The sequence below is a fragment of the Sphingobium sp. TomTYG74 genome, from assembly GCF_055393875.1.
In genome coordinates, this window is record NZ_AP027341.1 from 434,923 (window position 1) to 448,741 (window position 13,819).

General features: G+C 61.5%; 13 protein-coding genes. 11 read left to right on the forward strand and 2 right to left on the reverse strand.

Translation table 11 applies throughout. The features are described from left to right. Nucleotides 1-15 precede the first annotated feature (15 nt). Genes ACZ5TB_RS02345 through ACZ5TB_RS02385 form a run of 9 tightly spaced genes read left to right on the forward strand, consistent with a single transcriptional unit; the run spans nt 16 to nt 9,400 of the window. Entirely contained in the window at nt 16-627 is a 612-nt protein-coding gene (locus ACZ5TB_RS02345) for an NADH-quinone oxidoreductase subunit J (protein ID WP_464791868.1), read from the forward strand. A 17-nt stretch (nt 628-644) separates the two neighbouring features. Next, nucleotides 645-929 (forward strand): NADH-quinone oxidoreductase subunit NuoK, encoded by a 285-nt coding sequence (gene nuoK / locus ACZ5TB_RS02350; protein WP_019053664.1) that lies wholly within the window; start codon nt 645-647, stop codon nt 927-929. Nucleotides 930-935: 6 nt separating this feature from the next. Beyond that, nucleotides 936-2,981, forward strand: coding sequence for an NADH-quinone oxidoreductase subunit L (gene nuoL, locus ACZ5TB_RS02355; RefSeq protein WP_464791869.1), 2,046 nt, complete (start codon nt 936-938; stop codon nt 2,979-2,981). Beyond that, entirely contained in the window at nt 2,981-4,555 is a 1,575-nt protein-coding gene (locus ACZ5TB_RS02360; protein WP_464779202.1) for an NADH-quinone oxidoreductase subunit M, read from the forward strand. Before nuoL ends, ACZ5TB_RS02360 begins: the two co-directional genes overlap by 1 nt. Next, complete coding sequence (gene nuoN / locus ACZ5TB_RS02365) at nt 4,555-5,991, forward strand: NADH-quinone oxidoreductase subunit NuoN (protein WP_464791870.1); 1,437 nt, start codon at nt 4,555-4,557, stop codon at nt 5,989-5,991. The genes ACZ5TB_RS02360 and nuoN overlap by 1 nt, the downstream gene beginning before the upstream one ends. 44 nt (nt 5,992-6,035) lie before the next feature. After that, nucleotides 6,036-6,695 carry a biotin--[acetyl-CoA-carboxylase] ligase gene (locus ACZ5TB_RS02370; RefSeq protein ID WP_464791871.1) on the forward strand — a complete coding sequence of 220 codons (660 nt, stop codon included), beginning with the start codon at nt 6,036-6,038 and terminating at the stop codon, nt 6,693-6,695. A 16-nt stretch (nt 6,696-6,711) separates the two neighbouring features. Then, complete coding sequence (locus tag ACZ5TB_RS02375) at nt 6,712-7,491, forward strand: type III pantothenate kinase (RefSeq protein WP_464779205.1); 780 nt, start codon at nt 6,712-6,714, stop codon at nt 7,489-7,491. Continuing rightward, nucleotides 7,491-9,128, forward strand: a complete 1,638-nt coding sequence (locus tag ACZ5TB_RS02380; RefSeq protein WP_464791872.1) for a ribonuclease J — start codon at nt 7,491-7,493, stop codon at nt 9,126-9,128. The genes ACZ5TB_RS02375 and ACZ5TB_RS02380 overlap by 1 nt, the downstream gene beginning before the upstream one ends. A gap of 11 nt (nt 9,129-9,139) precedes the next feature. Beyond that, a complete protein-coding gene (locus ACZ5TB_RS02385) occupies nt 9,140-9,400 on the forward strand; it encodes a DUF1467 family protein (RefSeq protein WP_464791873.1) in 261 nt (86 codons plus the stop codon). Nucleotides 9,401-9,491: 91 nt separating this feature from the next. Here the strand turns inward: ACZ5TB_RS02385 and ACZ5TB_RS02390 are convergent, their stop codons facing one another. Further along, nucleotides 9,492-10,148 carry a response regulator gene (locus ACZ5TB_RS02390; RefSeq protein ID WP_464791874.1) on the reverse strand — a complete coding sequence of 219 codons (657 nt, stop codon included), beginning with the start codon at nt 10,146-10,148 and terminating at the stop codon, nt 9,492-9,494. Then, nucleotides 10,145-11,821, reverse strand: coding sequence for a sensor histidine kinase (locus tag ACZ5TB_RS02395; protein WP_464791875.1), 1,677 nt, complete (start codon nt 11,819-11,821; stop codon nt 10,145-10,147). The genes ACZ5TB_RS02390 and ACZ5TB_RS02395 overlap by 4 nt, the downstream gene beginning before the upstream one ends. A 163-nt stretch (nt 11,822-11,984) precedes the next feature. Between ACZ5TB_RS02395 and recO the strand changes: the two genes are divergently transcribed. Beyond that, nucleotides 11,985-12,719 carry a DNA repair protein RecO gene (gene recO, locus ACZ5TB_RS02400; protein WP_464791876.1) on the forward strand — a complete coding sequence of 245 codons (735 nt, stop codon included), beginning with the start codon at nt 11,985-11,987 and terminating at the stop codon, nt 12,717-12,719. 52 nt (nt 12,720-12,771) lie between these two features. Continuing rightward, a complete protein-coding gene (gene leuB / locus ACZ5TB_RS02405; RefSeq protein WP_464791877.1) occupies nt 12,772-13,818 on the forward strand; it encodes a 3-isopropylmalate dehydrogenase in 1,047 nt (348 codons plus the stop codon). Nucleotide 13,819: the final 1 nt, after the last annotated feature.

The following is a 13,819-nucleotide window of genomic DNA, read 5'->3' on the forward strand; positions in this document are numbered from 1 at the left end:
AGGATATATGATCCTGTGATTCACGTGCTTGCCTTTTACCTGTTCGCCACTTTGGTGGTGTGCAGCGGCGCGCTGACGATCCTGTCGCGCAATCCGGTTCATTCGGTACTGTGGCTGATCCTCGCGTTCTTCAACGCGGCGGGCCTGATGGTGCTGCTGGGTGCCGAGTTCATCGCGATGCTGCTCGTCATCGTCTATGTGGGCGCGGTCGCCGTGCTGTTCCTGTTCGTCGTCATGATGCTCGACATCGACTTCGCGGAATTGCGGGCCGGGTTCGTCGATTATCTGCCCTTCGGCATGCTGGTCGCGCTGGTGCTGCTGGCTGAGATTGTGTTGGGTATTGGCATCTGGAGCGCGGGGCCGATTGAGCTGGCGCAGCGCGCGGCACCGGTGAACCCGGAGCTGTCCAATATACAGGCGATCGGGACGCTGCTCTACACGCGCTATATCTTCCTGTTTGAAGCGGCAGGCATCGTGCTGCTGGTGGCGATGATCGGTGCGATCGTGCTGACCCATCGTGCACGCGGCGGCGTAAAGGGTCAGAATATTGCCCGTCAGAACCGCCGCCGTCCGCAGGATGCCGTGCGCAACGTCAATCAGCCCGTGGGGCAGGGGGTGGAGCTGTGATCGGCCTTCAGCATTATATGGTGGTCAGCGCGATCCTGTTCGTGATGGGGGTGCTGGGCATCTTCATCAACCGCAAGAATGTCATCATCATCCTGATGGCGATCGAACTGATCCTGCTGAGCGTGAACATCAACCTTGTCGCCTTCAGCGCCTTTCTGGGCGATCTGGTGGGGCAGGTGTTCAGCATGTTCGTGCTGACTGTCGCGGCGGGTGAGGCGGCCATCGGCCTTGCCATCCTCGTCATCTATTTCCGTGGTCGCGGCACCATTGCCGTCGATGATGTCAACCGGATGAAGGGCTAAAGCTCGATGATCCAGCTTATCGTCCTTCTTCCGCTCATCGCGGCTGTCATCGCGGGCCTTGGCAATAAGGCGCTGGGCAAGCTGCCTGCGAAGATCATCACTACGGGCGCGCTGTTCGTCAGCTGTGCGCTCAGCTGGCCGATCTTCATCGCCTTCCTGACCGGGCATGCGGAACCCTATGTGGCGCCCGCCTTCACCTGGATTCAGTCGGGCAGTTTTGATGCTCAATGGGCGCTGCGCGTCGATGCCATGACGGCGGTCATGCTGGTGGTCATCACCAGCGTGTCGAGCCTCGTCCACCTCTATAGCTGGGGCTATATGGAGGAGGAGCCGGATCAGCCGCGCTTCTTTGCCTATTTGTCGCTGTTCACCTTCGCGATGCTGATGCTCGTGACGGCAAACAATCTGTTGCAGATGTTCTTTGGCTGGGAAGGCGTCGGTCTGGCCTCTTACCTGCTGATCGGCTTCTGGTTCCGTAAGCCGAGTGCCAATGCCGCAGCGATCAAGGCGTTCGTTGTCAACCGCGTCGGCGACCTTGGCTTCATGCTGGGCATTTTCGGCACCTATCTGGTGTTCAACACCATATCGATCCCGGAAATCCTGGAAGCGGCACCATCCATGGCCGGTTCGACCATCGGGTTCCTTGGTTATCGCTTTGATACCATGACCGTGCTTTGCCTGCTGCTGTTCATCGGCGCGATGGGGAAGTCGGCGCAGCTTGGCCTCCACACCTGGCTGCCGGATGCGATGGAAGGTCCGACGCCGGTGTCGGCGCTGATCCACGCGGCGACGATGGTGACCGCAGGCGTGTTCATGGTCTGTCGCCTGTCGCCGATGTTTGAGGTGTCACCGACGGCGTTGGGCTTCGTCACCTTCATCGGCGCGGCGACCTGCCTGTTCGCGGCGACGGTCGGCACGGTACAGAATGACATCAAGCGGGTCATCGCCTATTCAACCTGTTCGCAGCTTGGCTACATGTTCTTCGCGGCGGGCGTTGGCGCTTATGGCGCGGCGATGTTCCACCTGTTCACGCATGCCTTCTTCAAGGCGCTGCTGTTCCTGGGCGCAGGATCGGTGATCCATGCGATGCACCATGAACAGGACATGCGTTACTATGGCGCACTGCGGAAGGAGATTCCGATCACCTTCTGGACGATGACTCTCGGCACGCTCGCCATCACCGGCGTTGGCTTGCCGCTGATCGGCTATGGCTTTGCGGGCTTCTATTCGAAGGACGCGATCCTTGAATCGGCTTTCGCTGCTGGCGGCTATGGCACCGGCGCGTTCCTGGTCGGGGTTTTCGCTGCGCTGCTCACCAGCTTCTACAGCTGGCGCCTCGTGTTCCTCACCTTCTTCGGCAAGCCGCGCTGGGCTGCTTCGGAGCATATCCAGCATGCGATCCATGGCCATCATGAATCGCCGGAGGAAGAGGCTGAGCATGATGGGCATGAGGCGCATGACGATCATGGTCATGTCGCGATCGGGACCGGCGGCTATCATCCGCATGAAAGCCCCTGGGTCATGCTGCTGCCGCTGGTGGTGCTCAGCCTCGGCGCGGTGTTCGCTGGCTTGATCTTCCACGACCAGTTTATCGGGGCCGAAGGCGGCGTCGAGTTCTGGAAGGGCGCGCTGGCGTTCGACAGCCATCTGATGCACGCCGCGCATGAAGTGCCGGTCTGGGTCAAGTTCGCGCCGTTCACGGTGATGCTGACCGGCTTCGTCATTGCGTGGCTCAGCTACATCAAGAATACCGACTGGCCGCGCCGTTTCGTGGCGGAGTTCGGAGTTCTGTACCAGTTCCTGCTCAACAAATGGTATTTTGACGAGCTGTACCATTTCCTGTTCGTCAAGCCTGCCTTCGCCATCGGCCGCTTCTTCTGGAAGTTCGGTGACGTCGGCTTCATCGACCGCTTCGGGCCGAATGGGCTCGCCGCGCTGGTTGTGCAGGGCAATAAAGTCACCCGTCGGCTTCAGTCCGGCTACCTCTACACATACGCGCTGGTGATGCTGATCGGCCTCGCCGCGGCCGCAACCTGGGCGATGACACGATAATGGACGGCTTCCCCATCCTTTCCCTGATGATGGCAGTGCCGATGGCGGGGGCCATCGCCTGTCTCTATGCGGGTGCGAACCAGGCGCGCTGGATCGCGTTGCTGGCGACCTTGGTCGATCTGGCGCTCGGCGTCCTGCTCTGGGCGAATTTCGATCAGTCGGGCGGCGCGGCGCAGTGGCAGTTCCAGGAATATGCGCCGATTTTCGGTCGTTTCGCCTGGGCGCTCGGGATCGACGGCATCGCGCTCGTCCTGATCATGCTGACCGTGTTCCTGATGCCGATCTGTATCGGCGCGAGCTGGCAGGCGATCGAGAAGCGCGTCGGCGAATATATGGCGGCGTTCCTGTTCATGGAGGTGTTGATGATCGGCGTCTTCACGGCGCAGGATTTGTACCTCTTCTATGTGATGTTCGAAGCTGGCCTGATCCCGATGTATCTGATCATCGGCATCTGGGGCGGCGCGGATCGCATCTACGCGTCCTATAAATTCTTCCTCTACACGCTGCTCGGCTCGGTGCTGATGCTGATCGCGATGATGTGGATGGTGCACGACGCGGGCACCACCGACATCCCGACGCTGATGGCCTATAATTTCGATCCGCATGTGCAGGTCTGGCTGTTCCTGGCCTTCTTCGCGAGCTTTGCCGTCAAGATGCCGATGTGGCCGGTCCACACCTGGCTGCCGGACGCGCACGTTCAAGCGCCGACGGCCGGTTCGGTCATTCTGGCTGGCGTGCTGCTGAAGATGGGTGGCTACGGCTTTATCCGCTTCTCGCTGCCCATGTTCCCGGAAGCTTCGGCGCAGCTGGCGTGGCTGGTGTGGGGGCTGTCGATGGTGGCGGTGGTTTACACCAGCCTCGTCGCGCTGGTGCAGACCGACATGAAGAAGCTGATCGCCTATTCCTCGGTCGCGCATATGGCGATCGTGACGGTCGGCCTGTTCGCCTTCAACCAGGCGGGTATCGAAGGCGCGATGATGGTGATGCTGGGCCATGGCCTGGTGTCTGGCGCGCTGTTCTTGTGCGTCGGCGTCATCTATGATCGACTGCATACCCGCGAGATTTCGCGCTATGGCGGCCTTAGCATCAATATGCCGAAATATGCGGTGCTGTTCCTGCTGTTCACCATGGCGTCCGTCGGCCTGCCGGGCACGAGCAACTTCGTGGGTGAATTCCTGGCGCTGATGGGCATCTATCAGGCTTCGAGCTGGGTCGCGTTGGTTTGCACGACAGGCATCATTCTGGGCGCGGCCTATATGCTCTATCTCTACCGCCGCATCTGCTATGGCGAGCAGAAGAATGCCGATGCTGCGGCGATGCCGGATCTGTCGATGCGGGAGATGTGGCTGCTGGCGCCGATCGCTGCTGCCGTCCTGTGGATGGGCATCTATCCGGAGAGCTTCCTGGCGCCGATGCGGTCTGACATTCGTGCGCTGGAAGCCCGCATTGCCTCTGCGGCTCCCGTGGGCGATTCCAGGATCAAGATGGGTCCGGCTGTCCCACCGGCGGCGGCTCATCAGGGCGAAGACCATAGCGCAATGTCCCATGAAAAAGCGTCGGGGGAGGCGCACTGATGATTGATTCCGCTTCCCTTCTTGCCGTTCTGCCGGAGCTTGTCCTCACGGCGGGTGGGCTGGTCCTCCTGCTGATCGCCGCTTTTGGCGGTGACGGGACCGCGCGCGCCGTCAACTGGCTGTCGGTGCTGACCCTGCTCGTTGCGGGTTTGATGCTGCCGGTTTCCTTGGCGCATGGGCCACTCGCCTTTGACGGGCTGGTGCGGGCCGATGCGTTTTCGGTTTTTGCCAAGGCGCTGATCTACGCATCGGCGGGCGCTGCGATCCTGCTCGCGCCGCGCTACTTCCTCGTCGATGGCGCGTTGCGGCCGGAATATCCCGTCCTGATTCTGTTCAGCAGCATCGGCATGGGCATGATGGTGTCGGCCGGTGATTTGCTGACGCTATATGTCGGGTTGGAGATGCAGAGCTTGGCCGCCTATGTGCTGGCGAGCTTCATGCGTCAGGACGAGCGGTCTTCCGAGGCGGGCCTTAAATATTTCGTGCTCGGTTCGTTGGCGAGCGGCATCCTGCTTTATGGCACGGCGCTGCTTTACGGCTTTACCGGCAGCACGAGCTTTGATGGCATCGCCGTCGCGCTGGGTGATGGCGTGGGTAAGGGCGAACTGTTCGGCATGGTGTTCCTGCTGGCCGGTCTTGCCTTCAAGATGAGCGCGGTGCCGTTCCACATGTGGACGCCCGACGTTTATGAAGGTGCGCCGACGCCGGTTACGACCTTCTTCGGCAGCGCGCCCAAGGTTGCGGCGATGGCTTTGACCGTGCGTGTCGCGATTGAGGCGCTGGGTCCCGCGGGGCTCGACTGGCAGCAGATCGTTATCTTCGTGGCGCTGGCTTCGATCATCTTCGGCGCGGTGGCGGCCATCGGCCAGACGAACATCAAGCGTCTGATGGCCTATTCATCGATTAACAATGTCGGCTTCGCGCTGATCGGTCTTGCTGCTGCTACCCCTGCGGGCGTGGCGGCGACGATGAGCTATATGGCGATCTATGTCGTGATGACGATCGGCGGCTTTGCCTGTATCTTGCAGATGCGGGACGCCGAGGGACGTCCGGTGGAGAGTATTGCGAGCCTTGCGGGTCTGTCGCAGTCGCGGAAGGGCTTGGCTGCTGCGCTGGCGATCTTCATGTTCTCCATGGCCGGTATCCCGCCGCTGTTCGGTTTCTGGGCGAAGTTCCTGGTGTTCGATGCGGCGGTGGCTGCGGGGCTGACCGCGCTGGCGGCGTTCGGTATCGCGGCTTCGGTGATTGGCGCATTCTATTATCTGAAGATCATCAAGACGATGTACTTCGATGAGCCTGCCGCAGCTTATGAAGCGCGGGGCGGGGCGGTCGAGAATATCATCCTGACCGCTTGTGCGGCTGTGATCGTCGTCGGATATCTGTTGAACCCCGTGCTGGACAAGGCAAGCGCGGCGGCTGCGGCGTCGCTATTCTGAGCGATATTCGCTTCGTCGAAGAGACCGGCTCCACCAACGCCGACATGCTGGCGTTGGCGGAGCAGGGCGTGGCGGAAGGCACGTGGCTGCGCGCAGGACGGCAAGTGGGTGGTCGAGGCCGCATGGGCCGGACCTGGGAAAGTCCTGTAGGTAATCTCTATTGTTCCACGCTGGTCCAGTTGCGGGCGGGTGATCCGCCTGCCCATCTACTCGCGCTGGTCGCCGCGAATGCGGTGCATGCGTTGGTGGCCCCTTTGTGCGAGGGGCAAGCGCGGATCAAATGGCCCAATGACGTTCTGGCCGATGGCGCGAAGATCGCGGGTATCCTGCTGGAGCGGGCGGGTGACGCCATCGTGGTCGGGATCGGCATCAATGTAGTGGGTCATCCGGTCGGGCTGGACCGGCCTGTTACCAGTCTGGCGGCGCAGGGGGCTGCCGATGCAGAAGCTGGCGCGCTTCTGGAGAGATTGGCCGAATTATTCGGACATTGGCTGGCGATTTGGCGCGCGCAAGGGCTGGAGCCGGTGCGGGCGCATTGGTTGCTGAACGCGCATCCCAGCGGCACTGCGATGCGGGTCGTCCAGCCTGACGGCGAGACCGTCGAGGGCAGTTTCGATACGCTTGATCAGCAGGGCATGCTGATCCTCCGCTTGGCGAATGGCGACACCCGTGCCATTCATGCGGGCGACATCCTTCTCATCTGATATCCGGGGACGGGCCATGCTTCTCGCGATCGACGCGGGCAATACCAATGTGGTTTTCGCGCTGCTTGAAGGGCGGGAGATTCGCGCGCGTTGGCGGATCGCGACAGATCCTCGCCGGACGGCGGATGAATATGCCGTGTGGCTGAACCAGTTACTGATGCTGGAAGGCTATGCCCTTGCGGATGTCGATGCGGTCATCATCGCCACCGTCGTGCCGCGCGCGCTGCATAATCTTCAGGTGCTGGCGGAGAAATATTTCAAGACAGCCGCGCTGGTCGCGGGGCAGGCGCCGGTCGAATGGGGCATTGAACTGGACGTGGCGGAGCCTGCTTCCGTGGGTGCCGACCGGGTTGTAAACGCCATTGCCGCCCACCATTTGTACGAAGGCGATTTGATCGTCATCGATTTTGGAACAGCGACCACCTTCGACGTCATCGATTATCAGGGGACGTACAAGGGTGGCATCATTGCGCCGGGGATCAACCTGTCGCTCGATGCATTGGTCGCGGCCGCTGCCAAGCTTCCAAAGATTGCCATTGCGCCGCCGGAGAACCGTTCGGTTATCGGTCGCACGACGGAAGCGCAGATGCACATCGGCGTGTTCTGGGGCTATGTCGCGATGATGGAAGGGCTGGTTGCCCGAACGCGGGCGGAGATTGGCCGCCCAGCCAAAGTGATTTCGACAGGCGGCCTGGCCGTCCTGTTTGATGAGAATAGTGAAATTTTCGATGCGATCGCGCCGGACCTGACCATTTTGGGTCTGGCGCTGTTGCACGAACGGAGTTTGAAGAACTGATGATACCTAAAGACGAGCTGCTCTTCCTGGCCCTTGGCGGGTCGGGAGAGATTGGCATGAACGTCAATCTATATGGTTGCCAGGGCAAGTGGGTGATGGTCGATCTTGGCCTGACCTTCGCGGACCCGGCTTATCCCGGCGTTGATTTGGTGCTGCCCGATCTGTCCTTCATCGAAGAGCGTCGCGACGACCTGCTGGGCATCGTGCTCACCCATGGGCATGAGGATCATATCGGTGCCATCCCCTATCTGGCCGCTGACCTTGGCGTGCCGCTTTATGCGACGCCGTTCACGGCGGGCCTCATCAGGTTGAAGCTGGAGGAAGAGGGGCTGACCAAAGAGGTCAAGCTGAATGTCATCGACAATGAAGGCAGCTTCGCGCTGGGGCCGTTTGGCTTCCGCTATGTGCCGCTGGCCCATTCGATCCCCGAGGGCAATGCTGTGCTGATCGACACGCCTCACGGACGTGTTTTCCACACGGGCGACTGGAAGATCGACGAGAAGCCATTGCTGGGCCAGCCTTCGACCCCCGAGGAGCTGACCGCGATCGGTGATGAGGGCGTGCTGGCGCTTGTTTGCGACAGTACGAATGTATTCAATTCCGAGGCGAGCGGCTCCGAAGCTGATGTGCGCGAAGGGCTGATGCAGACGATCACCGGCGCGAAGGGGCGGGCGCTGGTTACCACTTTCGCCTCCAACGCGGCGCGTTTGCAGACGCTCGGCGAAGTGGCGAATGCGGTCGGACGCAAGCTGTGCGTGGCCGGGCGATCGCTGGACCGGATCATCTCAACCGCTAAGGCAGCAGGATATCTCAAGGATTTCCCGCCGACGGTCGATTGGGATGACGCGATGGCGCTGCCCCGTAACGAGGTGATGATCATCGCCACGGGCGGGCAGGGTGAAGCGCGTGCGGCCTTGTCTCGCGTTGCTTTCGACAGTCATCCGATCAAGCTGGACACCGGGGATCTGGTGGTTTTCTCGTCCAAGCAGATACCGGGTAATGAGATCGCGATTGGGCGTATCCAGAATGCTTTGGCGACCAAGGGCGTGCTGATGGTGACGGATCGCCAGGCCGAGGTCCATGTTTCGGGCCACCCGGGGCGACCCGAACTTGAAGCCATGTATCGCTGGGTCCGGCCGCAGATATTGCTGCCCGTCCATGGCGAGCGGCGGCACATGGCGGAGCAGGCGCGGCTTGGTCTGGCAAGTGGCGTCCCCAGCGCCATCGTGCAGTCCAATGGCGATATGTTGCGATTGGCGCCCAATGGTCCCGAGATCATCGGGCATGAGGCCACAGGGCGGCTCGTGCTGGATGGCGATGTGATCCTGCCTGCAGACGGATCGACGATGAACGAGCGCCGCAAGATCGCGCTGCACGGGCAGATCAGCGTGGCCGTTGCGCTGGACCGCAAGGGCAAGGTCGTGGGCGATCCGGCATTGCGGACCCAAGGCGTGCCGGTGGAAGAGGATAAGGCAGCTTTCCTGGCAGAAGCTGCGGAGGAAGCGGCGGAGGCCGTGGGCAAGGGGTCTCAGGAAGAGGAAGCGTTGCGCGAGCGTGTGCGGCTGGCAGTGCGGCGGACGGCCACGCGCTGGACCGGCAAGAAGCCGGTGGTGGACGTTCTGCTCATTCGCGCCTAAGGCTCCGCATCATGAACTGGTACGCAATCCTGGCTATTTATGTGCTGTTCTGGGTGATCAGCGCGTTCATCGTTCTGCCTTTCGGCATCCGCACGCCCGATGAAACGGGTGAGGTGATGCTGAAAGGGCAGGCTGAGAGCGCGCCCAGCAACTTCCGGCCCGGCATCGTTGCGTTACGTGCGACGGTCCTGTCGGCGATGTTGTTCGGGCTATATTATGCCAATTATGTCGAGGGCTGGGTCACGCTGGACCGGCTGACGCATCCTTCGTGATGGCCGTGAGATGATGTTCGCTCCGAGGCGGTTGCGGGCTTCGACAAGCTCGGCCCGGAAACGGGCCGAGTTGTGGGGATAGCTGATCTGCTCAGTGTAGGCCCACCGCCGGTATAGCGCTGTCCATCGACAACATCATGATGATCAGTTCGGACCGGGACTTGATGCCGAGCTTCTGAAAGATGCTGTGCAGGTGCACCTTGACCGTTCCTTCGGTCAGGCCGCACCGTGCGGCGATTTCGCGATTGCGGAGGCCGGCCCGAATAAATCCGGCGATCTCCATTTCCCTGTCGGTCAGGCTGGAAAGCGCGTTGTTGTCGTTGGGCGGGGCCGAGATGCTGTGCACAAGGGCCTGTTCCATCACGGCGGGCGCAATGCTTTTGTTGCCGCCCAGAACCTGCGTGATGCAGGAGAGCAGTTCATTGGGATCGCTATCCTTCAGGACCACGCCATCGACGCCGAGCTTTATCGCCTCCAGCGTCTGGTCAGGGCGGATGTGAACGGTCATGAAGATCACGGGAACATTGCTGCCGCTGTCGCGGATGGCAGACAGGATCGCGAGGCCGCCACCGTCCTTCATGCTCACATCAAGGATCAGCAGGTCCGGCTGATCCTCCCGAAGGCGCGAAACGGCTTCGCCGACAGAACGCGCGCAGAAGACGACGTCGTGCCCGTGCGAGCTCAGAAACTGCGCCATGCCATCGAGGAAGATGGGGTGGTCGTCGACTATCGCTATCTGAGCCATCATATTGCGGACCTCGGTAAGGATGAAGGTAATCTAATGGAAATTAATGAATTCATGCTTAAGTTGTGGAAATAGGCGGTGCCGCCGATCTTGCCCAACCGTTTCATGATGGACTGCGATTGCAATTCGAAGTCGCCGGTATAGCTTTGCTGCTCGATCCCCCGGTCGCCCGGATTGTCCTTGAGCGCGATCATTATCTCGTCGTCGGCCTGAGCAAGTGAGATGGTAATATGCTGGGCGGCGGCGTGCTTTACGGCATTGGCGGTAGCCTCCCGGAGCAGGAACTCCACTTCCGCGGCCGTTTCGGACGTGACCATCATGGGATGGTCTACCGGGTTCAATCGGCACTCAATTCCCCATTGCAGGGCAATGAAGCGGCAGCAGCTTTCGACATCGCGGACCAGATCGACATCGTCCGGTCTGGTGCCGGTCACATTGAGCAGGCGGCGCAGATGGGCCTGTTCGGCGGTGACAAGTTCTTCCATCGCATGCAATTCGGCCAGGTGATGCGGGGCATCGCTAGCGGCAAGCCCATGTTGCGCGGTCACGAGGCGGACGCGAAGAGCGGCAAGGGTCTGAAGAACGCTGTCGTGCAGATCGCGGCTGAGCGCGAGACGTGCTTCGGCAAAGGTTCGATCGCGCCAGGCGAGCAGGAAGAAATGCCGATCGAGGAATAGCTCAAGCCCTTCCTGGATGCGCAGCGCGCGCAAGAGGGCGGCGGGCGACCAGCCGTGGCGCGTGCCGACGAAAATGCGGCCGCGCAGATCACCGGCCTGGACCTGAAAGCTCAAACCCTGACCTGCGCCCAGCAGGTCGGATATCGCTTCCGTCAGGTGAGAAGCCTTTTCATTTCGAGTTATGCCGAGGCGGTTGCGCAGCAACAGGCGGCTCGATTGACCGGAATAGAGAAAGGGCGCTTCCGGTGGTGCGATGCCCAGCAATGCTTCCACCTGCGGCTGTGGCAGACTGATGGCATGGACGCCGTCGGCATTGATAAGCTCACAGTTGATGGGGCCATCGTCCATCTGCCAGACGAGGGCGCAATAGCGTGCCGCCATCAGTTCCGATACCTGCTCCACCACGAAGCGCGGAAGAGATTTCTGGAAAGATAGCCCGACGGCCTGCAGTCGTTCCGACCAATCGATCAGCCGCCTTTCAAGTATCGACATGCTGAGCATCGCCGCGGCGATGGTGCAGCCGATGATCACGGTGATCCCATCGATCGCTCGATCCACCTCTGCCACATGGCGTTCGGCGGCCCAGCTTTCGTAGGAACCCCGCGCCAGGAATGCGAGAACGAGGCAAAGCGCAAGGACGATTATCGAGCCACGGCCAAAGCGTTCCGAGGCTGACCAGGCGACGAAGAACAGGCAGGCGAGGGCTGCGATCTGCAAAGGCTGGCAGAGGGCGATCACCGTCAGGAAGATGATCGCGTCGAGGATCAGTGACAGAGGCCGGACCAGCAAGCCAAGCGGTGGCGCCAGCATATGCTGCACAATGCCGAACAGGGTCCAGAGCCAGACGCCACCGTGCAAAAGTGTGATGGTGCGGGCGAAGTCAGGTTCGTTGTTGAACATCGCGCCGATCTGCCAAGTGGCGGCAACGGCAAAGGCGACGCGGGATACGGCAAAACCCAGCGTCGGTGATCGACCCAACCAGAGCACCAGGCGCTCCATTACGGAAGATGACGCCTTGCGCATATTCAACATGGTGGCTTGTCCCCCGACTCCCACACCTATGTTTCACCACAGGCGGGCAACAGAAACAACCTATATCGACCCGGCATCTGGTGCCTCCCCAGCAGTGGCGCGAAGGGTTCTGCACGGTTAAGGATGATGCATGGCGGTGCTGATCACTCCTGCCCTGGTTTGCGGGGTCCGTTCCCATGGCGAACATGGAGCCATTGCGCGCCTTCTGACGCCGGATCATGGACTGTTGGCGGGCTATGTGCGTGGAGGCCGATCCCGCGCCTTGCGCCCGGTTCTGCTGCCCGGAAATAGCGTAAAGGCGGAGTTCCGTGCCCGCACTGAAGAGCAGCTTGCCGGGCTGACCGTCGAAATGGAACATAGCCGCGCACCTTTGCTATCTGAGCCCTTGCCTGCCGCAGCGATCGACTGGGTCTGCGCGCTGACGGCGGCGGCTCTACCGGAAGGGACGCCATATCCGACACTCTATCAGGCTTTAGATGGCGTGCTGGGCGCGATCGACGCGGCGCCCGCCGCGCGGGGATGGGCGGCGGCGCTGGTGCGCTACGAATTGTTGTTGTTGGCGGAACTCGGCTTTGGTCTCGATTTTGGTCGGTGCGCAGCGACAGGTGGTGCCGAAGATCTGGCCTTTGTCAGCCCGCGCAGCGCGGCGGCGGTCAGCAGGGCGGGCGCTGCTGGATATGAGAGCCGGTTGCTGCCGCTGCCGCCTTTTCTGCTGGAGGGAAGCAGCGGCGACTGGCCCGGCATATTGGACGGATTACGGCTGACCGGCTTTTTTCTGGAACGGTCGGTGCTGACCGATTGGCGGGCCGATACGCTGGCCGCGCGCGAAAGGCTGGTCGACAGGTTGAAAAGAGCGGTTGCGTGAGGCGCGGCGGCTTCATAAGGGGCGGCCACGACATTGAAGGAGTTTTCGCGCCATGTTGATCGCCCTGTTCCCCGGAGATGGTATCGGCCCAGAGATCATTGCGCAGGCACGGCGCGTGCTCGACGCCTTGGCGATTGACGGTCTGACCTATGAGGAAGGGCTGGTTGGCGGCGCTGCCTACAAGGCGGTGGGACATCCTCTGCCGCCCGAAACGCTGGATATCGCACGCCGCGCGGACGCCATCCTGTTTGGCGCTGTCGGCGATCCCGATTGCGACTCGCTGGAGCGGCATTTACGGCCTGAGCAGGCGATCCTTGGCCTGCGCAAGGCACTGGGGCTGTTCTCCAACCTGCGTCCCGCGAAGGTCTTTCCGGAGCTGGCGGACGCGTCTGCCCTGAAGAAGGAGGTGGCGAGCGCCATCGACCTGCTGATCGTGCGCGAGACCAATGGCGACGTCTATTTTGGTGAAAAGGGCATGCGCAAGACGGCCCAAGGGCTGCGCGAAGGCTATGACGTCATGTCCTATAATGAAGAGGAGGTGCGCAAGATTGCGCATCAGGGCTTCCAGGCTGCGCGTGCCCGCCGGGGCAAGCTCTGCTCGGTGGACAAGGCCAATGTTCTGGAAACCAGCCAGCTGTGGCGCGACGTGATGATCGAGGTTTCGGCCGAATATCCCGACGTTGCCCTGTCCCACATGTATGTGGACAATGCCGCGATGCAGCTGGTGCGCGATCCGGGCCAGTTCGACGTGATCGTTACTGGCAACATGTTCGGCGATATCCTGTCGGATCAGGCGAGCATGTGCGTCGGATCGATCGGCATGCTGGCTTCGGCCACACTCAACGACAGCAAGCAGGGTCTGTATGAGCCGATCCATGGCTCCGCTCCCGACATCGCCGGGCAGGGCAAGGCCAATCCGCTGGCAACGGTCCTGTCGGCGGGGATGATGCTGCGCTACTCGCTGGGCATGCCGGAACAGGCCGACCGGATCGAGGCTGCCGTTGCCAAGGCGCTTGCCAATGGCGCGCGCAGCCCTGACCTTGGCGGAAACATGACTACGGTCGAGATGGGCGACGCGGTACTGGCGGCTTTGAAGTAAG